This window comes from Serratia bockelmannii (assembly GCF_051803255.1).
Lineage (GTDB): Bacteria > Pseudomonadota > Gammaproteobacteria > Enterobacterales > Enterobacteriaceae > Serratia > Serratia bockelmannii.
On sequence record NZ_CP196512.1, the window covers coordinates 39,574 to 60,735 of the forward strand.

The window sequence follows — 21,162 nt, forward strand, 5'->3', positions numbered from 1 at the left end:
TTTTGCTACAATGCCGGTATCATTGATTAGCGTGCCATTTTGGGCACAACGGGCCAGAGACCATGAAAGAGAAAGAAAAGGCAGAGATCAAGCGCCTGAGCGACCTGCTGGACGCCTTGAACCACAAAGACGCGACAGTGATCCAACAGGGCAACCCTGAGTTGATCGCGCAGCACACCAAAGAAAAAGAGAAACTGGCGACGGAGATCGAGCGCCTGAAAGACGTGCGTGGCGAGAAGCTGAGCGCCGAAGCGCAGAAGCTGAGCAAGCTGCCGTTCAGCCGCGAGATCACCAAGAAAGAGCAGGCCGATATGGGCGCGCTGAAGAAAAGCGCGCGCGGGCTGATTGTGGTGCACCCGATGACCGCGCTGGGCCGCGAGATGGGCCTGAAAGCGGTCACCGGTTACGCCAAGAAAGCGTTCTGAACCCCCGGGCGTCAGACCTTGGTGGTGAAATACGCCTTGGTCTGATAGGGCACGGTGACCGTGTCCTGGCCCCGCAGTTCCTCTTCTTCCGCCACCAGCTGGCGCAACCGCTCGATAACCTGCTCCTGTTGCGCCTGTGGCAGTGCGGCGATAAAGCTGGTTGAACGTACCCGGTTGTAGATCACGTCCTCCACCGCGCCGCGGTGGCCCAGCATAAAGACCTGCTCCTGCAGCGGTTCAAAGCCTTTGAACGGGAAGAATTTGCGCCATTCGCCGGTATAGAAACGCGGCGCATCCCCTTCGTGGCTGTCGACGATCTGATTCAGTTTACGCACCCAACCGACGCGCGCATCGCGCATGTTCCACACCAGACCGAGTTTGCCGCCGGGCTTGAGAATACGCTGGATTTCCGCCAGCGCCTGCGGCGTGGCGAACCAGTGGAAGGACTGGGCGCACACCACGGCATCGACCGACTCGTCCGGTAGCGGGATCGCGTCGGCGGTGCCCGCCAGCGTTTTCACCTGCGGCAGCGCCGCCGACAATTTTTCCAGCATTTGCGGCACCGGTTCGACGGCGATCACCTGCGCGCCGGTTTCCAGCAGGCGCGGAGTGAACTTGCCGGTACCGGCGCCGAGATCGATGACCGTCATGCCGGCGTGCAGGCCGATAGACTCACGCAGCCAGGCGGCGATTTCCGGCGGGTAATCCGGCCGGCCTTTCACATAGCGATCGGCGTTGGCCTGATAGCCCTCGGCGGCGGCGTGATGAATCGAATGGGTCGGGGTGGTCATATACCTGGCTCCTGGCTGAAAAACACGCGGCTACAGTATAGGCGGAAGAAGAGGGTTAACGCGGCATTCGGCGCACGTTTTTCATCTTTTCCGCCAGCGATTTCAACGGCCGAGCAGGCGACGGTTGAAGTCCTCGAGGCGCCCTTCGGCAAGCCGCGTGAGCATGGTCTTGCTCCAGCTGGCGGAGAGGCCGGCCACCGCCAACAGGCGGCGATATTGTTCCGCGTCGAACGGCATGTGCCAGGCGATGGCGATGGCTTCGGCCACCGACACGTCGCTGTTGCGCGCCGCCAGCTCCAGCGGACGATCGCCGCTGACCGCACCCGGCGAGACCACCCGATACAGCCAGCCGCAGCGGCCGCTTTGCTGCATCAGCACCGAAATATCCTCGATGGCGAAGTGGTAGTTGAGCTTGAAGCACGGCGAGCGCGGCTGGGTGACCTGGATCAGCGCTTCGCCCCAGCGGAAGATGTCGCCCATAAACACATTGTGTTCGGTCAGTCCTTCGGTGGAGATATTCTCGCCGAAGGCCGGGGCGCAAAACTGCTCGGCCTGCGCCGGAAACTGTTCGCGCCAGTGGGCATAATGCTCGCGCGGGTAGTGGCACAGCGCGCGATCCGGCCCGCCGTGGTAGCTTTTCTCGGCTTGCTCGTCGCCTTCCAGGCCGAGCGGCGTGAGCCGGATGGCGCCATCCACCTGGCGTTTGGCGATGGCGCTGGGGCGCCCGCCTTCATAGGGTTGAATATTGCCGATGTAAACGTCTGGGTGATGCATGTGCGCCTCCGTGTCTCGCGTCGAGGGCTCAGCATAGCCTGAGTTGTGTCAGGGGGACATAACAACCCGCCCGAAAATCCTCGGGCGGGGGCGTGGCGTCAGAAGGTGGTCCAGTTCTCCTCCGCTGCGGCGTTGGCGGCCGCGGTTTTTACGGCAGGCGCTTTCGGCGCGGCGGTTTTCACGGCGGTGGGTTCGGTCTGCTCCGCCAAACGGAACACCGAAACGCTCTGCAGCAGCATGTCGGCCTGTTCTTCCAGCGAATCGGCGGCGGCGGCGGACTCTTCCACCAGCGCGGCGTTCTGCTGGGTGGTGTGATCCATCTCGACGATCGCCTGGCCAATCTGGGCGATGCCGCGCGTCTGCTCATCGGAGGCGGCGGCGATTTCAGCCATGATGTCGCGCACGTGGGTGACCGAGCGGACGATCTGTTCCATGGTGTTGCCGGTGCTTTCCACCAGTTCGGTGCCGGTTTTCACCCGGCTGACCGACTCGGCGATCAGCCCTTCGATCTCCTTGGCCGCTTGGGCGCTGCGGCTCGCCAGGCTGCGCACTTCGCTGGCGACCACCGAGAAGCCGCGTCCCTGTTCGCCGGCGCGCGCCGCTTCCACCGCGGCGTTGAGCGCCAGGATGTTGGTCTGGAAGGCAATACCGTTGATCAGGGTGGTAATTTCAGCGATACGCTGCGAACTGCTGGAGATATCGCGCATGGTGCTGACCACGTTCTCCACCAGCTTGCCGCCCTGTTGCGCGGTCTGCGAAGCGTCGGTGGCCAGCTGATTGGCGTGATGGGCATTGTCGGCGTTTTGTTTCACCGTGGCGGTCAGCTGTTCCATGCTGGCCGCGGTTTCTTCGACCGCCGCCGCCTGCTGTTCGGTGCGGGAGGAGAGATCGGTGTTGCCGGCGGCGATTTCCGCGGAGGCGGTGGAGACCTGGCTGACCCCCATCTGGATCTTCTCAATCATGGTGCGCAGATTTTGGCTCATCGCCGCCACCGCGTTCAGCAGTTGTCCCAGCTCGTCGCGGCGGGTGCTGGTCTGCGCCTGGCGCAGATCGCCGCTGGCGATGCGTTCCGCCATCGCCAGCGTGCTGTGCAGCGGACGGGTGATCTGCAGCGTGATACGCCAGGCGATAAGTATCCCGGCGATGATGGCGATCAGGGTGGTGATGCCCATCTGCAGCTGCGCCAGGTTGATGTTGCTGCGCGTCTGCGCCAGTTCGTCCTGCATAAAGGCGTTCACCAGCGTGCCGATCTCATGCGCGCGTTCACCGAGCTGCCGGCTGATCTGCTGTTCGTGCTCATAGGCCGGCAGGTAGGCCGCGATGCGGTTTTTGTAATCGTCCAGGGCGGCCAGCAGCGGTTGCAGCTGCGGGCGCTGCGCGTCGCTGACCCGGCGGCTCAGGGCGTTGGCCGCGTCGCGTGCGTCGTCGATGGCCGCCATCAGCGGCGCTTCGGTTTCTTTGTTCAGGCTCAGCAACAGACCGCGCGCGCCGTAGCGCACCTGGGTCAGCTTCTGGTTCAGTTGAATGAAGGCCAACTGCAGATCGCCGTTGGTGAGCTGGCGCTCCACCTGGCTCAGGCTGGCCTGCACTTCCGACATGTTCCAGCTCTGGCGCACCGCGTCTTTCGCCGAGACCGCCTGCTCAAAGATTTTTTGCTGTTGCTGATATTCCCCAATCAGCGTCACCAGACGCTGCAGATCCTTGCGGCTTTGGGCGTCCCAGTCCAACGCCTGGCCCTGGTCTATCAGTTTGACGGCGTTATCGATATTGGCGCGATTGTTCTGCAGATACTCCGGCTGGTAGGTCTGGCCGTACATGGCGCGGTTGTATTTGGCCTGGTTGATCTCCTCGTTCAGCCGGTTGCTGAAGTCGATGCGATCGGCGCGGGATTCGATGATGTGCAGGTATTGCGCCCCGGTGCCGGCGATGACGACCGCCAACAGCAGCAACAGCGCGAAGCCGAGGCCGAGCTTTTTACCTACGGTGAGATGAGTGAACTTTCCTGCTAATGCTTGCAATGCCGCCATAGCGTTTTTCCTTCTCCGGGCGAACGTCAATTGAACAAACCATCGGCAAGAAGTGGTCAAACTTTAGCGGATTTCAGGCAAAAAAATACCCGCCGGCGGCGGGCATCTTCATCAACGGGGGCGAATTACTTCTTCGCGGCGAAGCGTGCGGCGGCTTCGTCCCAGTTGACCACGTTCCAGAACGCCTTGATGTAGTCAGGGCGTTTGTTCTGGTATTTCAGGTAGTAAGCGTGTTCCCACACGTCCAGGCCGATGATTGGGAAACCGGAAGCGCCGGCGACGGCTTCGCCCATCAGCGGGCTGTCCTGGTTGGCGGTAGACACCACGGCCAGCTTGCCGTCTTTCAGCACCAGCCAGGCCCAACCGGAACCGAAGCGGGTGGCTGCGGCTTTCTCGAACTCTTCCTGGAATTTCTCAACGCTGCCGAAATCGCGCTCGATGGCCGCTTTCAGATCGCCGCCCAGCGTGGTGCCGGTTTTCAGGTTTTTCCAGAAGAAGCTGTGGTTGGCGTGGCCGCCGGCGTTGTTGCGCATGAAGGTGCGTTTGTCGGCAGGCACTTTATCCAGATCCTGGATCAGCTCTTCAACGCTGTATTTGGCCAGCTCAGGGTAGGCTTCCAGCACGGTGTTGGCGTTGTTAACGTAGGTCTGGTGGTGTTTGGTGTGATGGATTTCCATCGTCTGCTTGTCGAAATGCGGTTCCAGTGCGTCGTAAGCGTACGGCAGGGATGGCAGTGAATAACTCATAATCATCATCTCCAGTGGTGTATGGGCGGCGCAAAGGGCGAGCACCGCGTAAGCAGTCGGATCATTATAGTTAATTAAATGATATTGAAAATGATTATCAATGCCCTGTGAAGTGTGTGGTTAATGAACAAATCGATGCGCTAACATACTGATAGAAGAGGGCGGCGGGTGGCCGCATCAAGCCATCGCCCCGGCACGTGGGTTACTCTCTATACTGTAGGGAGCGCCAAGGTCGAAATGTATCGAAATGTGCCAATGCGTTCACTGAATGAGCACGAGTGTGTAACAACCACAAGCACGCTGTGGTAATATGGCCGGCGTTCGTAGCAAGCATAACAACAGTGACATTCGCGTTTGCCGCGCTAGCGGGGCAGGCGCATTTGAACAATGTGACAATCGAGAGTAAAGGAGACCCCCATGCAGGTCAGCAGAAGGCAGTTCTTTAAGATCTGCGCTGGCGGTATGGCAGGAACGACGGTGGCCGCGCTGGGCTTTGCCCCCGAAGTGGCGTTGGCGGAAACCCGGCAGTACAAACTGCTGCGCGCCCGTGAGACCCGTAATACCTGTACGTATTGTTCCGTCGGCTGTGGGCTGTTGATGTACAGCCTTGGTGATGGCGCCAAGAACGCCAAAGAAAGCATTTTCCATATCGAAGGGGATCCGGATCACCCGGTAAACCGCGGCGCGCTTTGCCCGAAAGGCGCCGGCCTGGTTGACTTTATCCACAGTGAAAGCCGCCTCAAGTACCCGGAATACCGGGCGCCGGGGTCGGACAAATGGCAACGCATCAGCTGGGACGACGCCTTTACCCGCATCGCCAAGCTGGTGAAAGAAGACCGCGATGCCAACTTCATCAAAACCAACGACCAGGGCGTTACCGTCAACCGTTGGCTGACCACCGGCATGCTGTGCGCCTCGGCCGCCAGCAACGAAACCGGTTTTCTGTCGCAAAAATTTAGTCGCGCTCTCGGCATGCTTGCCGTAGACAACCAGGCGCGTGTCTGACACGGACCAACGGTAGCAAGTCTTGCTCCAACATTTGGTCGCGGTGCGATGACCAACCACTGGGTTGATATCAAGAACGCGAATTTGATTATCGTCATGGGCGGTAATGCGGCGGAAGCGCATCCGGTGGGGTTCCGCTGGGCGATGGAAGCCAAAATACACAACAATGCCAAGCTGATCGTGATCGATCCGCGCTTTACCCGAACCGCATCGGTGGCGGACTTCTACACGCCGATCCGCTCCGGGACCGACATCGCTTTCCTGTCGGGCGTGTTGCTGTATCTGATGACCAACAACAAGTTTAATCGCGAGTACGTCGAGGCCTACACCAACGCCAGCCTGCTGGTGCGGGAAGACTTTGCCTTCGAAGACGGCTTGTTCAGCGGCTACGACGCGGAAAACCGCAAGTACGACAAAACCACCTGGAACTACCAGTTCGACGAGAACGGCTTCGCCAAGCGCGACGTCACGCTGCAGGATCCGCGCTGCGTGTGGAACCTGCTGAAGCAGCACGTGAGCCGCTACACGCCTGACGTGGTGACCAACATCTGCGGCACGCCGAAGGACGATTTCCTCAAGGTGTGCGAATACATCGCCGAAACCTGCGTCGCGGATAAGACCGCTTCGTTCCTGTACGCCCTGGGCTGGACTCAGCACTCGGTCGGCGCGCAGAACATCCGCACCATGGCGATGATCCAGCTGCTGCTCGGCAACATGGGCATGGCGGGCGGCGGCGTCAACGCGCTGCGCGGCCACTCCAACATCCAGGGGCTGACCGATCTCGGCCTGCTGTCGCAGAGCCTGCCGGGCTACCTGACGCTGCCGTCGGAGAAACAGACCGATCTCGAGACCTACCTGAAGGCCAACACGCCGAAGGCGCTGCTGCCGGGCCAGGTGAACTACTGGGGCAACTACCCGAAATTCTTCGTCAGCATGATGAAGACCTTCTACGGTGACAAGGCGCAGAAGGACAACAGCTGGGGCTTTGACTGGTTGCCGAAGTGGGACAAGGGCTACGACGTGCTGCAGTACTTCGAGATGATGTCGCAGGGCAAGGTCAACGGCTACTTCTGCCAGGGCTTTAACCCGGTGGCGTCGTTCCCGAACAAAAACAAGGTAGTGGCTTCGCTGTCCAAGCTGAAGTTCCTGGTGACCATCGATCCGTTGAACACCGAGACCTCTAACTTCTGGCAGAACCACGGCGAGTTCAACGAGGTGGATCCTTCGCAGATCCAGACCGAAGTGTTCCGCCTGCCGTCCACCTGCTTCGCCGAAGAGAACGGTTCGATCGTCAACTCCGGCCGCTGGCTGCAGTGGCACTGGAAAGGCGCGGACGCCCCGGGCGAAGCGCTGAACGACGGTGAGATCCTGGCGGGCATCTTCAGCCGCCTGCGCGAGATGTATGCGCGCGACGGCGGTGCGGTGCCTGAACAGGTGCTGAACATGACCTGGGACTACCTGACGCCGGACAACCCGGCGCCGGAAGAGGTGGCGCAGGAGAACAACGGCAAGGCGCTGGCGGATCTGCTGGATGCCGACGGCAAAGTGCTGGTGAAAAAAGGCGAGCTGCTCAGCTCGTTCGCGCAGCTGCGCGACGACGGCACCACCGCCAGCGGTTGCTGGATCTTCGCCGGCAGCTGGACGCCGGCCGGCAACCAGATGGCGCGGCGCGACAACGCCGATCCGTCCGGCCTCGGCAATACGCTGGGCTGGGCCTGGGCATGGCCGCTCAACCGCCGCATTCTGTACAACCGCGCCTCGGCGGATCCGCAGGGGAAACCGTGGGATCCGAAACGCCAGCTGCTGGAGTGGGACGGCGCCAAGTGGGTCGGGGCCGATATCCCGGACTACAGCACCGCCGCGCCGGGCAGCGACGTCGGGCCGTTCATCATGCAGCCGGAAGGCATGGGCCGCCTGTTCGCCACCGACAAGATGGCGGAAGGGCCGTTCCCTGAACACTACGAGCCGTTCGAAACGCCGCTCGGCACCAACCCGCTGCACCCGAATGTGGTGTCCAACCCGGCGGCGCGCGTGTTCAAGGACGATCTGGCGGCGATGGGCAAATCCGACAAGTTCCCGTACGTCGGCACCACCTATCGTCTGACCGAGCACTTCCACTACTGGACCAAGCACGCGCGGCTGAACGCCATCGCGCAGCCGGAGCAGTTCGTGGAGATCGGCGAAAAGCTGGCGGAGAAGAAGGGCATCAAGCAGGGCGATACCGTGAAGGTCAGCTCCAACCGCGGCTACATCAAGGCCAAGGCGGTGGTGACCAAACGTATTCGCACGCTGCAGGTGCACGGCCAGGAAGTCGACACCATCGGCATCCCGATCCACTGGGGTTACGAAGGGGTGGCGAAGAAAGGCTTTATCGCCAACACGCTGACGCCGTTCGTCGGCGACGCCAATACGCAAACGCCGGAGTTCAAGGCGTTCCTGGTCAACGTGGAAAAGGTGTAACGGAGACGAATCATGGCCATGCAATCTCAAGACATCATTCGTAAATCCGCCACCAATGGTTTCACGCCGGCGCCGCGCGCCCGTGACCACCAGGAAGAAGTGGCCAAACTGATCGATGTCACCACCTGTATCGGCTGCAAGGCCTGTCAGGTGGCCTGTTCCGAATGGAACGACATCCGCGACGAAGTGGGGCACAACGTCGGGGTGTACGATAACCCCGCCGATCTGACCGCCAAGTCGTGGACGGTGATGCGCTTCTCCGAGGTGGAGGAAAACGGCAAGCTGGAATGGCTGATCCGCAAGGATGGCTGCATGCACTGCGCCGATCCGGGCTGCCTGAAGGCCTGTCCGTCGGAAGGCGCGATCATTCAGTACGCCAACGGCATCGTCGACTTCCAATCCGAGCACTGCATCGGCTGCGGCTACTGCATCGCCGGCTGCCCGTTCGACGTGCCGCGCATGAACAAGGACGACAACCGGGTGTACAAGTGCACCCTGTGCGTCGACCGCGTGGACGTCGGCCAGGAACCGGCCTGCGTGAAAACCTGCCCGACCGGCGCCATTCACTTCGGTACCAAGGAAGCGATGAAGCAGGTGGCGGCGGATCGCGTCAGCGAGCTGAACACCCGCGGCTACCAGAACGCCGGTCTGTACGATCCGGCAGGGGTGGGCGGCACGCACGTGATGTACGTGTTGCACCACGCCGACAAACCGCAGCTGTACCACGGTTTGCCGGACAACCCGAGCATCAGCCCGGCGGTGACCTTCTGGAAGGGCGTGTGGAAACCCCTGGCGGCCATCGGTTTTGCCGCCACCTTCGCGGCCAGCGTGTTCCACTATGTCGGCGTCGGGCCTAACCGCGTCGAGGATGAGGACGAGCACGACGAGTCGCACGACGAGGAGACGCGCAAATGAGAAAGGAAAAGCCCATTCAGCGTTACAGCGCACCGGAGCGCATCAACCACTGGATCGTGGCGTTTTGCTTCGTGTTCGCCGCCATCAGCGGGCTGGGGTTCTTCTTCCCCTCCTTCAACTGGCTGATGAACATCTTCGGGACGCCGCAGCTGGCGCGCATTCTGCACCCGTTTGTCGGGGTGATCATGTTTGCCGCGTTCCTGCTGATGTTCCTGCGCTACTGGAAGCATAACCTGATCAACCGGGAAGATATCGTCTGGGCCAAGAACATCCACAAAATCGCCATGAACGAGGAAGTGGGTGACACTGGGCGCTATAATTTCGGCCAGAAGTGCGTGTTCTGGGCGGCGATTATCAGCCTGGTGCTGCTGCTGGCCAGTGGCGTGGTGATCTGGCGGCCGTATTTTGCGCCGTCGTTCTCCATCCCGCTGATCCGCATCGCGCTGCTGGTGCATTCGCTGGCCGCGGTCGGCCTTATCATCGTGATTATGGTGCACATTTACGCCGCATTGTGGGTAAAAGGCACCATTACCGCGATGGTGGAAGGCTGGGTGCCGGCGGCCTGGGCCAAGAAACATCATCCGCGCTGGTACCGTGAGGTCCGCGAGAAACGACAGGAAGATAAACCCTGATGAGTATCCGCATCGTTCCTAAAGAGCAGTTAGGGGCACAGCGTGAGAAGTCCACAACGGCGGAGAACATCCCGCCGTTACTTTTCGCCAACCTGAAAAGCCTGTACAGCCGCCGCGCCGACCGTCTGCGTCAGCTGGCGGTCGACAACCCGCTGGGCGACTACCTTAACTTCGCCGCCGAACTGGCGCAGGCGCAGCAGCATGCGCTGCACGATAATCCGCTGGCGCTCGATCTGAGCGAAGCGTTGGCGCAGGGCGCCGCCAGCGGCAAACCGCCGCTCGATCTGAGCGTGTTCCCGCGCAGCGAGCACTGGCGCAAGCTGCTGACGTCGCTGATCGCCGAGCTGCGCCCGCAGGCGCCGGAGCACATTCTGACGGTGCTGGACAACCTGGAGAAAGCCTCGGCGCACGAGCTGGAGCTGATGGCCGACGCTTTGCTCAACCGCGAGTTCGGCAAGGTGGGCAGCGAGAAGGCGCCGTTCCTCTGGGCCGCGCTGTCGCTCTATTGGGCGCAGATGGCCAGCCTGATCCCCGGTAAGGCGCGCGCCGAATACGGCGAGCAGCGTCAGTTCTGCCCGGTGTGCGGCAGCATTCCGGTCTCCAGCATGGTGCATATCGGCACCGTCAACGGCCTGCGCTACCTGCACTGCAACCTGTGCGAAAGCGAATGGCACGTGGTGCGGGTGAAGTGCAGCAACTGTGAGCAGACTCGCGATCTCAACTACTGGTCGCTGGACAGCGAACAGGCGGCGGTGAAGGCGGAAAGCTGCGGCGACTGCGGCACTTACCTGAAGATCCTCTATCAGGAAAAAGACCCGCAGGTTGAAGCGGTGGCCGACGATCTGGCTTCGCTGGTGCTGGACGCCCGCATGGAAGAGGAAGGCTTCGGCCGCAGCAGCATCAATCCGTTCCTGTTCCCGGCGGAGTAACCGCCCGGCCCCGTTCGCGCGGGGCCGGACCCGCAATTTAAGAACGGGCTTCTGGCATTCGCCCGGGCGAGTTGCTACGTTTAGGCCATGACGCGCCAAGCGAAAGGAACCACGATGTTAAATACCCTGGCAAAACTGACCGCGGTCGCTGTGCTGGCGATCGGACTGGCGGCCTGCGACAACAAGGACGACACCAAACCGGCGGTGCCGCCACCGGATACCAAACCGACCGTGACGCAGCCCGCGCCACCGCCGCCTGCGCCGGTAGAAACCCCGCCCGCGCCGCCGGGGCTGAACGTGTCGCTGCAGAAGGGCAAAATCACCTTCGAGTTGCCGCCAGGCTTTAGCGATCAAACGCTGAACAGCGGCATCGTCAATGACAGTACCTCCACCATCCAGCGCTTCCTCGATGGCAAGTCGCGCCAGAGCGCGGTTTCGTCCGAAGTGATCCCGCCGGACGGCATGAAGATCAACACCAGCGACAAAATGCTGAAAGAGCTGACGCAGAGCGCCATCACGGTGCTGGCCGAGCGCTATCAGAATATCCAGACCACCAAAGAAGAGAATTTCACCGTCGGCAAACAAAAGTTTCGCCGGGTGGATACCGAGCAGACCGTCAACGGGCAAAAGGTGGTTTCCACCCTGGTGTTGACGGTGTTCAACAAGCGAGTAGTGACGCTGCAAATGCTGTCGCCGGCCAAAACGCCGGAAGTGCATCAGGCGCTGGTGCAGCGGATTATCGATACTCTGGCGGTGAAGTAAGGGCATTGCGCCGCGGCCAGGACGAAGCGGAGGAGACCGGATGAAGCTTATCGGCAGTTACACCAGCCCCTTTGTGCGCAAGATTTCCGTGATGCTGCTGGAGAAGGGGATCGCGTTTGAATTCGTCAACGATCCGCCGTATGAGCCCGGCAGCCGGGTGAAGGAACTGAACCCGCTCGGCAAAGTACCGGTGCTGATCGCCGATGATGGCGAGGTGTTTTACGACTCGCCGATCGTGGCCGAATACCTCGAACTGCTGACGGTGGAGCCGGCGTTTTTGCCGACCGATCGCGCCACCGCGCTGCGCGTCCGCCGGGTGGCGGCACTGGCGGACGGCGTGACTGAAGCGGCGGCGACGCTGTTCCGCGAAAGCCGGCGCGCGCCGGAAAAGCAGGACGAAAACTGGATGCTGCGCCAGCGTGACAAGCTGACGCAGGGCCTGGACGCATTGGAGGCGCTGGCGCAGGAAAAAACGTGGCTCAATGCCGAGCGGCTGACGCTGGCGGATATCGCCACCGGCTGCGCGTTGGGCTACCTCAATTTCCGCCACATTCTGCCCAACTGGTGCGTCCAACGTCCGGCGCTGGTCAAGCTGGCCGAACGCCTGTTCGCCCGCGAAAGTTTCGCCCGCACGGCACCGCCCTGAACGTTCTTTTCTCCCCGCCGCGGCGGGGTTTTGCTATGCCGATACGTCTAAATTGAAAACCGAGCGACCATGAGCACTGAATCCCACCTTCTTTACAGTCAACTGCCCGCCATCGACCGTCTGCTGCGTGAACCCGCGATTGAACCGCTGGTGGCTCAGCATGGCCAGACGCTGATCGGCGAACTGTTGCGCCGGCTGCAGGCCCAGGCGCGCGACGCTATCAAGCAACAGCAACGTTTACCGGCCTGGTGCGGCGACTGGCCGCAGGCGCTGCGGGCGGAGCTGGCCCGGCAGCAACGCCCGGCGTTATTGCCGGTGTTCAACCTCAGCGGCACCGTGCTGCACACCAACCTCGGGCGCGCCCTGCTGGCGCAGCCGGTGAAGGACGCGGTCAGCGCGGTGATGGGAGAGGCGGTGACGCTGGAGTACGATCTGGACGGCGCCGGGCGCGGTCATCGCGATCGGGCTGTGGCGGATCTGCTGTGCCGGCTGACGGGCGCGGAAGACGCCTGCATCGTCAATAACAACGCGGCGGCGGTATTGCTGATGTTGGCGGCGATCGCCCCCGGCAAAGAGGTAGTGGTGTCGCGCGGCGAGCTGGTGGAAATCGGCGGCGCGTTTCGCATTCCCGACGTGATGCGTCAGGCCGGCTGCCAATTGGTGGAAGTCGGCACCACCAACCGCACCCATCTGAAAGATTACCGCCAGGCCATCAGCGAGCAGACTGGCCTGTTGATGAAAGTGCACACCAGCAACTACAGCATTCAGGGCTTTACCGCGGCGGTCGACGAGGCTGAACTGGCGCTGCTCGGGGCCGAACAGGGCGTGCCGACCGCTACCGATCTGGGCAGCGGCTCACTGATCGATATGGCGCAGTACGGCCTGCCCGCCGAACCGATGCCGCAGCGGCTGCTGGCCGCCGGCGTCGATCTGGTGACGTTCTCCGGCGATAAGCTGCTGGGTGGCCCGCAGGCCGGCATCATCGTCGGCAAAAAGGCGCTGATCGCTCGCCTGCAGCAGCATCCGCTCAAGCGCGCGCTGCGCGTCGGCAAGCTGACGCTGGCGGCCCTGGAGGCCACGCTGCGGCTCTATCTGCAGCCGGAAAAACTGGCTGAGCAGCTGCCGACGCTGCGGCTGCTGACCCGCCCGCAGCAGGAGATGCAACAGGCGGCCGAGCGGCTGCTGGCGGCGCTGAGACCACGGTTCACCGCCGATTTCGACCTGCGCGCCGAACCGTGCTGGTCGCAGATTGGCAGCGGTTCGCTGCCGGTGGATCGCCTGCCCAGCTATGCGCTGACCTTCACGCCGCGCGACGGCCGCGGCGCCACGCTGGAAGCGTTGGCTGAGCGCTGGCGCCGCCTGCCGCAGCCGGTGATCGGCCGCCTCGGCGACGGCCGGCTGTGGCTGGATCTGCGCTGTCTGGAACATGAAGGGGCGCTGATCGACGCGTTGAGCGCATCATGATCATCGCCACCGCCGGCCATGTCGATCATGGCAAAACCACCCTGCTGCAGGCGATCTCGGGGATCAATGCGGATCGCCTGCCGGAAGAGAAGCGCCGCGGCATGACCATCGATCTGGGCTACGCCTACTGGCCGCAGCCGGACGGCCGGGTGTTGGGCTTTATCGACGTGCCCGGCCACGAAAAATTCCTCGCCAATATGCTGGCGGGCGTCGGCGGCATCGACCATGCGTTGCTGGTGGTGGCCTGCGATGACGGCGTGATGGCGCAGACCCGCGAGCATTTGGCGATCCTGCGCCTGAGCGGGCGCCCGGCGCTGACGGTGGCGCTGACCAAGGCCGACCGGGTGGAGGCGGCGCGTGTTGACGAGGTACGCCGCCAAGTGCGTGATGAGCTGGCGCGCCAGGGCTGGCCCGATGCGCCGCTGTTTGTCACCGCGGCGGCGGCGGGAGAGGGCATCGAGGCGCTGCGCGCGCATTTGCTGGCGTTGTCGCCCGGCGAGCACGCGCTGACGCGCCGTTTTCGCCTGGCGGTAGACCGTGCGTTCAGCGTCAAAGGGGCGGGGCTGGTGGTGACCGGCACCGCGCTCGGCGGCCGGGTGAAGGTGGGGGATTCGCTGTGGCTGACTGGCGCCGACGCGCCGGTGCGGGTGCGCGGCCTGCATGCCCAGAATCAAACCGTGGAACAGGCGCAGGCCGGGCAACGCATCGCGCTTAACATCAGCGGCGATGTCGATAAAGAGCGGATCGCGCGCGGTGATTGGCTGCTGGCGCAGCGTCCGCCCGAAGCGGCGGAACGCATTCTGGTGGCGCTGGAGACGGATCGGCCGATCCGCCATTGGCAGCCGCTGCATCTGCACCATGCCGCCAGCCACATCACCGGGCGCATTTCGCTGCTGAACGACGGACTGGCGGAACTGATCCTCGATCGCCCGCTGTGGCTGGCGGAAAACGATCGGCTGGTGCTGCGCGATATCGGCGCGCGGCAAACGCTGGGCGCGGCCCGGGTGCTCAGGCTGAATGCGCCCAAGCGCGGCAAGCGTCAGCCGGACTATCTGGCATGGCTGCAGGCCTTGGCGCAGGCGCAAGACGACGTGCGGGCGCTGGCGCTTGAGTTGCCGCAGGGCGCGCTGTCTCTGGCGGCGTTCGCCTGGGCGCGTCAGTTGACCGACGACGGCCTGGCGGCACTGCTGGCGAACCGCGATCTGCTGATCGTCGGTGACCGGGCTCTGGCGCAGGATCAGGTGCAGCAGGCGGAAAGCCGCCTGCTGCAGGTGCTGGCGGAGTATCACCAACAGCACGCCGATCAGCTGGGCTTAGGACGCGCCCGCCTGCGGCGCATGGCGCTGCCTCAGCAGCCGGAAGCGCTGGTGTTTATGATGATCGATCGGCTGCTGAAGGCCGGCGCGCTGCGCAATACGCGCGGCTGGCTGCACTTGCCGGAACACGGCCTGGCGTTCAGCGCCGACGAGGCGCCGCTGTGGGCGCGCATCGAACCGCTGTTCGGCGACGAGCCGTGGTGGGTGCGCGATCTGGCGAGCGAACTGGGCGAGGAAGAGAGCCGGGTACGGGCGCTGCTGCGCAAGGCGGCTCAACTGGGCCATGTGACGGCGGTGGTGGTGGATCGCTACTACCTCAGCCGGCGCATCGATCAGTTCGCGGCGCTGATCCGCGAGCTGGATGCGGAGCGCGGGGGCGCCAACGCCGCCGACTTCCGCGATCGGCTCGGCGTCGGCCGCAAGCTGGCGATACAGGTGCTGGAGTTCTTCGATCGCAGCGGCTTTACCCGCCGCAAGGGCAACGAGCATCTGCTGCGCGACGGCGGGCTGTTCGGTAGCGAGTCCCCTACCCGATAAACCTGACGGCGGCCCGGCTGATGTCGGGCGTTTGGGCGGTGAGAAACGCCTGTAAACGTTCGATCAGCGGCCGTTTTGCCGATTCTTCCGGCCAAACCAGATAGTAACCGTCGCCGGTACGCACGGCGGCGTCACAAGGCAGCGCCAATAACCCCTCCTCAATCGTCCGCAGGCTCAGCGCCAGATCGCCGATCGAAACGCCGTGCCCGGCGATGGCCGCCGCGTTGCCCTGTTCCAGTGAATCAAATACCTGGCCGCGTGTGAGATCGATCGGGGCTGCGATGCCGCTTTTTTGCAGCCAGCGCCGCCAGTCGCGCCGATCGGGCGAAGGATGGATCAGCGGGCAGGTGGCGAGATCGCGCTGCGCGTCGGCGAGCAGCGCGGGGGCGCAAATTGGGATCAGCCATTCGTCGAACAGCTTGGCGGCGGCGGTATTGGCGCCGAAATGGCCGTTGCCGAGCAGGATGGCGCAGTCGTAGGGTTCGCTGAAAAAATCCACGCTGTCGATGTCCATCCACACGCTGGCTGCCTGCACCTCGAACGCCTGCGCCGTTTGCCGGAATCGGCTCAGGCAGTCCAGCAGCCAGCGTAGGGTCAGGGTGGAGGGCGCCTTCATCCGCAGAAGATCGCGGTGGCTTCTGAACAGCTCGCAGGCTTGTTCGATGCGGCCAAACCCTTGCTGCAGCTCGGCGGCGAAGATTTTTCCCTGCGGGGTGACCTCGATGCGTGGGCCGTTGCGCTGGAACAGCCGACAGCCGAAGTGCTGCTCCAGCGTTTTGATGTGCTTGCTGACGGCGCTGGGGGTGAGATGCAGCTCGTCGGCGGCCAGCGTGAACGAGCCGGTGCGGGCGGCGCTCTCGAAGGCGCGCAGAGCGTAAAGCGGCGGAAGGGAACTGGCCATCGCGGCGTCTCTAAGAATGAGTCTGGCTCACAGTAAACGACAGGATTACTCCTTTTTCAAGGCGGGGGCTACGGCATCATAATGATCCGACGCCAACCGCCTGAATGTGAGTGAAATAAAGATGAACCTGTCGTTGCTGGCGGCGTATTTCGCCGCCATTTTCTTGCTGATCGCCACGCCAGGGCCGGTGGTGATGATGGTCGCCAACACCGCGGCGCGCTTTGGCGCCCGGCGCGCGCTGTTGACCGCGCTGGGCAGCAATGGGGCCTCTTTGTTGCTGATCGGTATTGCCGCGCTGGTTGTCACCGGGCTGTTCGCGGTGGATATGCGCTTGCTGCAGTGGATAGGCCTGCTGGGTTGCCTGTTTATCGGCCGCATGGCGATCGTCTCGCTGTATGAGGATTTATCCGCACGAACCCCCGATGCGCAGCCCGTTGCACCGTCGCAAAAACGCTCGGCGATCGCAAACGGTTTTCTGGTAGGCATCGCCAATCCCAAGGACATCATCTTCTTCGTCGCCTTTTTTCCGCAGTTTATCGCCGTCACCCCTTCGGTCGGCGCCAGCCTGACGCTGCTGACCGCGCTGTGGGTGCTGGCTGATTTCGCCATCTTGCTGGCCTATATCACCCTGCTGTCGGGAACGGCGCTGCAGCGCGCGCGGCGGGCGATCTCTGTCCTGTCGGCGTTGCTGTTGTTGGGGGTGGCGGTAGTGGGAGCGGGGTATGCGCTGTGGGAGCTGCTCGGCTGAGGCCGCATAAAAAAACGCCGGTCGGGAAACCGGACCGGCGTTTTATCGTCGCGTTTACACCGCGCCGGTCGGCTGCGGTGTGGGGTCGCCGTTGCGGCGTTTGCCGAGGAACAGCGCCACCAGCGTCAGCCAGCACAGGCCGCTGATGAGGTTGAACAGGTTGAACAGCCCGCTGCCGCCCCAGACGTAGGCGACCTTGGCCAGCTCGATGCCGACGGTAAATACCATCATGCTCAGCATGCCCATGGTGGCGGACACGGTGCCTTTGCTGACGTTGCTGGAGAACAGCGTCAGGCGGTACAGCCCGGCGTTGGCGAGGCCGATGCCGAAGGCGTACAGGCTCAGGCCGGCGGTCATCCACAGGTAGGCGTGGCTGGAGAACTGGGTCGCCAGCGCGGCGATCAGCAGCCCCAGCAGCATCGGGCCCGCGCCCAGCTTGATCAGGCGCTCCACGCTGTTTTTGCCGGTCAGACGCGCCAGCGTCAGGTTACCGAGGATCAGCGCGCCGAACACCGGGATCTGCAGCAGGCCGTAGTCCAGCGTCGACAGCGACTCACCGCTGATCAGGATCACCGGCGACTGGGCGATCCAGGCCAGCAGCGGCAGGCTGGCGAAACCGATCGCCAGGGCGCCGCACAGGAAGCGGCGGTTGCCCAACACCTGGCGGTAGTCGCGCCATAGGTTGGCGGCGGAAAACGCCTCGCCCTGCAGCGTGGCGGTTTCCGGCATGGCTTTCCACAGGCCGTAGAAGGCGATGGCCGCCAGCGCCGCAAACAGCACGAACATGCTCTGCCACGGCGCGACGTGGATCAGCGCCGCGCCGGCCAGCGGCCCGAGCAGCGGGGCGATCAGCGCCACGTTGGCCATCAGGGCGGTGATTTTGATGCACACCGATTCTTCAAACGACTCCTGGATGGTGGCGTAGCCGACCGCGCCGATAAAGCACAGGCCGATGCCCTGCAGGAAACGCATGGCGATGAACTGCTCGATGGTGGTGACCAGCAGGATCGCCAGGCAGGAGACGATAAAGAACGCCACCCCGGCCAGCATCACTGGGCGACGGCCGCGGCGATCCGACAGCGGCCCGAGCAGCCACTGCAGGAAGATGCCGCCGGCCAGATAGGCGGTCATCGAGGTCGGTACCCACTCTTCGCCGGCGTTGAAATCCGCCACGACGGCCAGCATGCCCGGCTGAATCATATCGTTGCCGATATAGGTGGCGAACTCGAACAGCACCAGACAAAGAGGGAATAAAAGCGCCTGTCGGCCCAAACGTGCCGCAGGTGGTAATGTCGTTTTCATATTATTGTACTGATAGTAAAAGAGAAAAAGGAACTGCCAGGGCGGGAAGCGCAAACTGAGCGAGTTATGGCGGCTATTTTGCCGCCAATTGTTCACCTTCGCAATCATAAGGTGTTGTTTAAGTGCATTCTGATATTTCGCTTTTGGGTTGTCGCCGAACGCCGTGCCCGATAACCTCTTCTTAACATATCAATATGACACAAGATCGGGCGAGCGTTTGAGCGAGAAAATCGGCTGGATAGACAACCTGCGGGCGATGGCGTGCATGATGGTGGTGATGATCCACGCCACCACCTATTACGTCACCAACGGCGCGGCAATAGGGTTGCACAACTGGGACATCGCCAACGTGCTGAACTCGCTGTCGCGCGTATCGGTGCCACTGTTCTTTATGATTTCCGGCTACCTGTTCTTCGGCGAAAAGAGCGCCGGCCGCCGGCATTTCACCCGCATCGTCTGCTGCATTCTGTTCTACAGCGCCATTGCGCTGATCTACATCGCGGCTTTCACCAAGATCGGTTTCTGGCCGTCGCTGCGCGGCATGTTGCAAAAGCCGGTGTTCTATCATCTGTGGTTTTTCTACGCTATCGCGGTGATTTACCTGCTGTCGCCGCTGATCAGCGTCAAACCGGTGTCGCGCCGCTACCTGGCCGCCGCGCTGGTGGTGTTGGCGGCGATCGCTAACCCGAATACCGACAAGCTGACCTTCGGCAACGCGCATCTGCTGCCGGTTAACCTGTATATCTACGGCGATACCTTCTACTACCTGCTGTATGCGTTGGCCGGACGGGCGATTGGCATGATGGAGGCGCGCGGGCGCGCCGTGGGCTGGTTGGCGGCGTTGGGATTTGCGCTGTGCGTGGCGCTGATCGCACGCGGCACCAAACATCAGCTGTTCATCAACGGCAACTTCGCCGATACCTACTACATCTACAGCGGCCCGCTGGTGTTTATGGCGGCGGTGGCGCTGCTGGTGTGGGTGAAACACTGTCTGCCGCAGCCGATCGGCTGGCTGAGCGTATTTTCCCGCCATTCGCTGGCGATTTACGGTTTTCACGCCCTTATCGTCAACGTGATGCGCAATCGGCACCTGGATTTCACCGGCCACCCGCTGCTGGATATCTTCTGGGTGTTCGGTGTGGCGCTGGGGGGCAGCCTGCTGCTGTCTGTCGGCCTGCAGCGGCTGGATACCCGCCGGCTGGTGTCATAGCGGCGAGCGCTGGCGCTGCTGAGCGCGGCGCAGCTGCCGCCCGGAAGAAAAACCGGCCGCCAGCGCGGCCTTCTCCAACCCATACCCTTGTTGCAGGCGCTGTTGCGCCACCGCCAAACGTAGCTGCTCATGATATTCCCGTACGCTGATGCCGACATGGCTGCGAAACAGCCGCGCCAAATGGCGGCTGCTGACGTGCGCCTTCTCCGCCACCTGCAGCACCGACCAGTCGGCTTCCGGCTCGGCGGCCATCACGTCCTGCGCGCGGTGCACCGCCGGGTGCAGGTGGTTGCGGTAACGCAGCCAGGGCGACAGCTGCGGATCGTCGCCGGCGCGGCGGAAATAGACCACCATGTCGCGTGCGACGTCACGCGCCCGGCCGGAGCCGCAGTGGCGGTGGACCAGGTGCAGCGCCAAATCGATGCCGGTGGTGATGCCCGCGCTGGTGTAGACGCCGCGATCTTCGACGAAGATGCGGTTCTCTTTCACCTGCGCCGCCGGCGCCTGCCGGCGGATACGCTCGATAACGTCGTGGTGGGTGGTGCACTGATAGCCGTCGAGCAGCCCGGCCTGCGCCGCCAGCAGCGCGCCGGAACAGATGCACACCAGGGTGATGCGCTGCCGCTGCAGATCGGGCCGCAGCGTCGCCAGCCAGCGGCGCGCCTGCCCGGCCTCCTCTCCGGCGAAATAGCGCTGCGAATCGCCGACGCCCGGCAGCACCAGGATGGCACCGTCTTCCAGGCGCTCGGGCAACGGCTGCAGGCCGCTCAGCGTCATGCCGATGGAGCAGACGATCTGCGGCGCCGGGCTGAGGTAACGCAGGCTGAACTGCCCGGCGAGGCGCAGGGTTTCCGCCGGGCCGCTGACGTCCAGCGACAGTACGTTGGGCAACAGCAGAAAATAGACGGCCTGCGACATGATTACTCCTGTGCGAGTTGCGCCAGCGCCTCATCCACGCTGGCGATGCGGGCGAAACGATCGACCAGTACGGTTTCAGTATGCCGCTTCAACTGCGCGGGGGTAAAGACTTCACCGTCGGGATGGCGCATCGGGAAGGTTAACGTCGCCTCGGTGACGAAAGTCACCCGATAACCGAGATCGGACGCCACCCGGGAGGTGGTTTCGCAGCACTGCTCGGTGCGGATGCCGGAGACGATCAGGTGGTTGATATCCCGCTCGCGCAGCCAGGCGTCGAGGCCGGATTCGGTCAGCGCATTGTGCACATGCTTGTGTACGGTGATATCCGCCTGGTGGGTGAGGAACGGCAGGCGCTGCACATGGCCCGAAGCCAGAGAGAACGGCCCCTGCGGCGAAACGTGCAGCACGTCGACCAGCGCTGCGCCGTGTCGTTGGCAGCCTGCGATCAGGCGCGTCAGCGCCTGTTGAAACGCCGGCAGATCGTCCTCCTGCCAGAATGGACGGTGCTGGAATGATTGCTGGACATCGATGATCAATAACGCGCTCTGTGACATTTTCGGCCCTCCATCAGTGTGTGTAGCGACCATCTTGCGCCGCGCCTTACTCTGGCAGAAGGCCAAAAACGGCCATCATGATGACAACAGCGGACCGACC

At 62.9% G+C, this 21,162-nt stretch carries 19 protein-coding genes; 11 read left to right on the forward strand and 8 right to left on the reverse strand.

Features of this window, described 5'->3' with window-relative positions; genetic code table 11:
* Positions 1–62: 62 nt before the first annotated feature.
* Positions 63–425, forward strand: a complete 363-nt coding sequence (locus ACSJLU_RS00180) for a YibL family ribosome-associated protein (protein ID WP_025304785.1) — start codon at positions 63–65, stop codon at positions 423–425.
* An 11-nt stretch (positions 426–436) separates the two neighbouring features.
* Here ACSJLU_RS00180 and ACSJLU_RS00185 read toward each other — a convergent pair whose 3' ends face one another.
* The 4 genes from ACSJLU_RS00185 to sodA all read right to left on the reverse strand — a co-directional run bounded on the left by ACSJLU_RS00185 (position 437) and on the right by sodA (position 4,763).
* Positions 437–1,216 carry a class I SAM-dependent methyltransferase gene (locus tag ACSJLU_RS00185; protein ID WP_060448332.1) on the reverse strand — a complete coding sequence of 260 codons (780 nt, stop codon included), beginning with the start codon at positions 1,214–1,216 and terminating at the stop codon, positions 437–439.
* 102 nt (positions 1,217–1,318) lie between these two features.
* A complete protein-coding gene (gene yiiM, locus ACSJLU_RS00190) occupies positions 1,319–1,990 on the reverse strand; it encodes a 6-hydroxyaminopurine reductase (protein WP_025304787.1) in 672 nt (223 codons plus the stop codon).
* Between the two features lie 98 nt (positions 1,991–2,088).
* Complete coding sequence (locus ACSJLU_RS00195) at positions 2,089–4,017, reverse strand: methyl-accepting chemotaxis protein (RefSeq protein ID WP_025304788.1); 1,929 nt, start codon at positions 4,015–4,017, stop codon at positions 2,089–2,091.
* A gap of 125 nt (positions 4,018–4,142) precedes the next feature.
* On the reverse strand, positions 4,143–4,763 hold the full coding sequence (gene sodA, locus ACSJLU_RS00200; protein WP_004934003.1) for a superoxide dismutase [Mn]: 621 nt from the start codon (positions 4,761–4,763) through the stop codon (positions 4,143–4,145).
* 417 nt (positions 4,764–5,180) lie between these two features.
* Between sodA and fdnG the strand changes: the two genes are divergently transcribed.
* The 8 genes from fdnG to selB all read left to right on the forward strand — a co-directional run bounded on the left by fdnG (position 5,181) and on the right by selB (position 15,429).
* The gene (gene fdnG / locus ACSJLU_RS00205; protein WP_142591322.1) at positions 5,181–8,228 is read left to right on the forward strand and encodes a formate dehydrogenase-N subunit alpha; all 3,048 of its coding nucleotides are present in this window, start codon (positions 5,181–5,183) and stop codon (positions 8,226–8,228) included.
* 12 nt (positions 8,229–8,240) lie between these two features.
* Entirely contained in the window at positions 8,241–9,143 is a 903-nt protein-coding gene (gene fdxH / locus ACSJLU_RS00210) for a formate dehydrogenase subunit beta (protein WP_004934014.1), read from the forward strand.
* Positions 9,140–9,775, forward strand: a complete 636-nt coding sequence (fdoI, locus tag ACSJLU_RS00215) for a formate dehydrogenase cytochrome b556 subunit (RefSeq protein WP_004934017.1) — start codon at positions 9,140–9,142, stop codon at positions 9,773–9,775. The genes fdxH and fdoI overlap by 4 nt, the downstream gene beginning before the upstream one ends.
* Complete coding sequence (gene fdhE / locus ACSJLU_RS00220; RefSeq protein WP_043140774.1) at positions 9,775–10,704, forward strand: formate dehydrogenase accessory protein FdhE; 930 nt, start codon at positions 9,775–9,777, stop codon at positions 10,702–10,704. Before fdoI ends, fdhE begins: the two co-directional genes overlap by 1 nt.
* A 114-nt stretch (positions 10,705–10,818) precedes the next feature.
* The gene (locus tag ACSJLU_RS00225) at positions 10,819–11,466 is read left to right on the forward strand and encodes a DcrB-related protein (protein WP_025304791.1); all 648 of its coding nucleotides are present in this window, start codon (positions 10,819–10,821) and stop codon (positions 11,464–11,466) included.
* Positions 11,467–11,506: 40 nt separating this feature from the next.
* Complete coding sequence (locus tag ACSJLU_RS00230; protein WP_060434893.1) at positions 11,507–12,112, forward strand: glutathione S-transferase; 606 nt, start codon at positions 11,507–11,509, stop codon at positions 12,110–12,112.
* A gap of 69 nt (positions 12,113–12,181) precedes the next feature.
* Complete coding sequence (gene selA, locus ACSJLU_RS00235) at positions 12,182–13,576, forward strand: L-seryl-tRNA(Sec) selenium transferase (protein ID WP_173889410.1); 1,395 nt, start codon at positions 12,182–12,184, stop codon at positions 13,574–13,576.
* Positions 13,573–15,429, forward strand: a complete 1,857-nt coding sequence (gene selB / locus ACSJLU_RS00240) for a selenocysteine-specific translation elongation factor (protein WP_043140781.1) — start codon at positions 13,573–13,575, stop codon at positions 15,427–15,429. The genes selA and selB overlap by 4 nt, the downstream gene beginning before the upstream one ends.
* On the opposite strand, the gene ACSJLU_RS00245 is transcribed toward selB, so the two are convergent.
* Positions 15,419–16,330, reverse strand: coding sequence for a LysR family transcriptional regulator (locus tag ACSJLU_RS00245; RefSeq protein WP_164068297.1), 912 nt, complete (start codon positions 16,328–16,330; stop codon positions 15,419–15,421). The genes selB and ACSJLU_RS00245 overlap by 11 nt on opposite strands.
* A gap of 121 nt (positions 16,331–16,451) precedes the next feature.
* Between ACSJLU_RS00245 and ACSJLU_RS00250 the strand changes: the two genes are divergently transcribed.
* On the forward strand, positions 16,452–17,078 hold the full coding sequence (locus tag ACSJLU_RS00250) for a LysE family translocator (protein WP_043140788.1): 627 nt from the start codon (positions 16,452–16,454) through the stop codon (positions 17,076–17,078).
* A 54-nt stretch (positions 17,079–17,132) separates the two neighbouring features.
* Here ACSJLU_RS00250 and ACSJLU_RS00255 read toward each other — a convergent pair whose 3' ends face one another.
* Positions 17,133–18,380, reverse strand: coding sequence for an MFS transporter (locus tag ACSJLU_RS00255; RefSeq protein WP_049204735.1), 1,248 nt, complete (start codon positions 18,378–18,380; stop codon positions 17,133–17,135).
* Between the two features lie 217 nt (positions 18,381–18,597).
* On the opposite strand from ACSJLU_RS00255, the gene ACSJLU_RS00260 reads away from it, so the two are divergent.
* Entirely contained in the window at positions 18,598–19,590 is a 993-nt protein-coding gene (locus ACSJLU_RS00260; RefSeq protein ID WP_089196390.1) for an acyltransferase, read from the forward strand.
* Here ACSJLU_RS00260 and ACSJLU_RS00265 read toward each other — a convergent pair.
* Both ACSJLU_RS00265 and ACSJLU_RS00270 read right to left on the reverse strand, forming a co-directional pair.
* Complete coding sequence (locus ACSJLU_RS00265; RefSeq protein ID WP_049295032.1) at positions 19,585–20,508, reverse strand: GlxA family transcriptional regulator; 924 nt, start codon at positions 20,506–20,508, stop codon at positions 19,585–19,587. The two genes, ACSJLU_RS00260 and ACSJLU_RS00265, sit on opposite strands and share 6 nt — an antisense overlap.
* Before the next feature lie 2 nt (positions 20,509–20,510).
* On the reverse strand, positions 20,511–21,062 hold the full coding sequence (locus ACSJLU_RS00270) for an isochorismatase family protein (RefSeq protein WP_043140796.1): 552 nt from the start codon (positions 21,060–21,062) through the stop codon (positions 20,511–20,513).
* Positions 21,063–21,162: the final 100 nt, after the last annotated feature.

Bases quoted from the DNA above. Each gene is read 5' to 3' on its own strand.
- ACSJLU_RS00250 (WP_043140788.1), top strand. From the start codon at position 16,452: ATGAACCTGTCGTTGCTGGCGGCGTATTTCGCCGCCATTTTCTTGCTG.
- ACSJLU_RS00185 (WP_060448332.1), bottom strand. From the start codon at position 1,216: ATGACCACCCCGACCCATTCGATTCATCACGCCGCCGCCGAGGGCTAT.
- ACSJLU_RS00265 (WP_049295032.1), bottom strand. From the start codon at position 20,508: ATGTCGCAGGCCGTCTATTTTCTGCTGTTGCCCAACGTACTGTCGCTG.
- fdxH (WP_004934014.1), top strand. From the start codon at position 8,241: ATGGCCATGCAATCTCAAGACATCATTCGTAAATCCGCCACCAATGGT.
- ACSJLU_RS00230 (WP_060434893.1), top strand. From the start codon at position 11,507: ATGAAGCTTATCGGCAGTTACACCAGCCCCTTTGTGCGCAAGATTTCC.
- yiiM (WP_025304787.1), bottom strand. From the start codon at position 1,990: ATGCATCACCCAGACGTTTACATCGGCAATATTCAACCCTATGAAGGC.
- selA (WP_173889410.1), top strand. From the start codon at position 12,182: ATGAGCACTGAATCCCACCTTCTTTACAGTCAACTGCCCGCCATCGAC.
- ACSJLU_RS00270 (WP_043140796.1), bottom strand. From the start codon at position 21,062: ATGTCACAGAGCGCGTTATTGATCATCGATGTCCAGCAATCATTCCAG.
- fdhE (WP_043140774.1), top strand. From the start codon at position 9,775: ATGAGTATCCGCATCGTTCCTAAAGAGCAGTTAGGGGCACAGCGTGAG.
- fdoI (WP_004934017.1), top strand. From the start codon at position 9,140: ATGAGAAAGGAAAAGCCCATTCAGCGTTACAGCGCACCGGAGCGCATC.
- ACSJLU_RS00245 (WP_164068297.1), bottom strand. From the start codon at position 16,330: ATGGCCAGTTCCCTTCCGCCGCTTTACGCTCTGCGCGCCTTCGAGAGC.
- ACSJLU_RS00255 (WP_049204735.1), bottom strand. From the start codon at position 18,380: ATGAAAACGACATTACCACCTGCGGCACGTTTGGGCCGACAGGCGCTT.
- selB (WP_043140781.1), top strand. From the start codon at position 13,573: ATGATCATCGCCACCGCCGGCCATGTCGATCATGGCAAAACCACCCTG.
- sodA (WP_004934003.1), bottom strand. From the start codon at position 4,763: ATGAGTTATTCACTGCCATCCCTGCCGTACGCTTACGACGCACTGGAA.
- ACSJLU_RS00195 (WP_025304788.1), bottom strand. From the start codon at position 4,017: ATGGCGGCATTGCAAGCATTAGCAGGAAAGTTCACTCATCTCACCGTA.
- ACSJLU_RS00225 (WP_025304791.1), top strand. From the start codon at position 10,819: ATGTTAAATACCCTGGCAAAACTGACCGCGGTCGCTGTGCTGGCGATC.
- ACSJLU_RS00180 (WP_025304785.1), top strand. From the start codon at position 63: ATGAAAGAGAAAGAAAAGGCAGAGATCAAGCGCCTGAGCGACCTGCTG.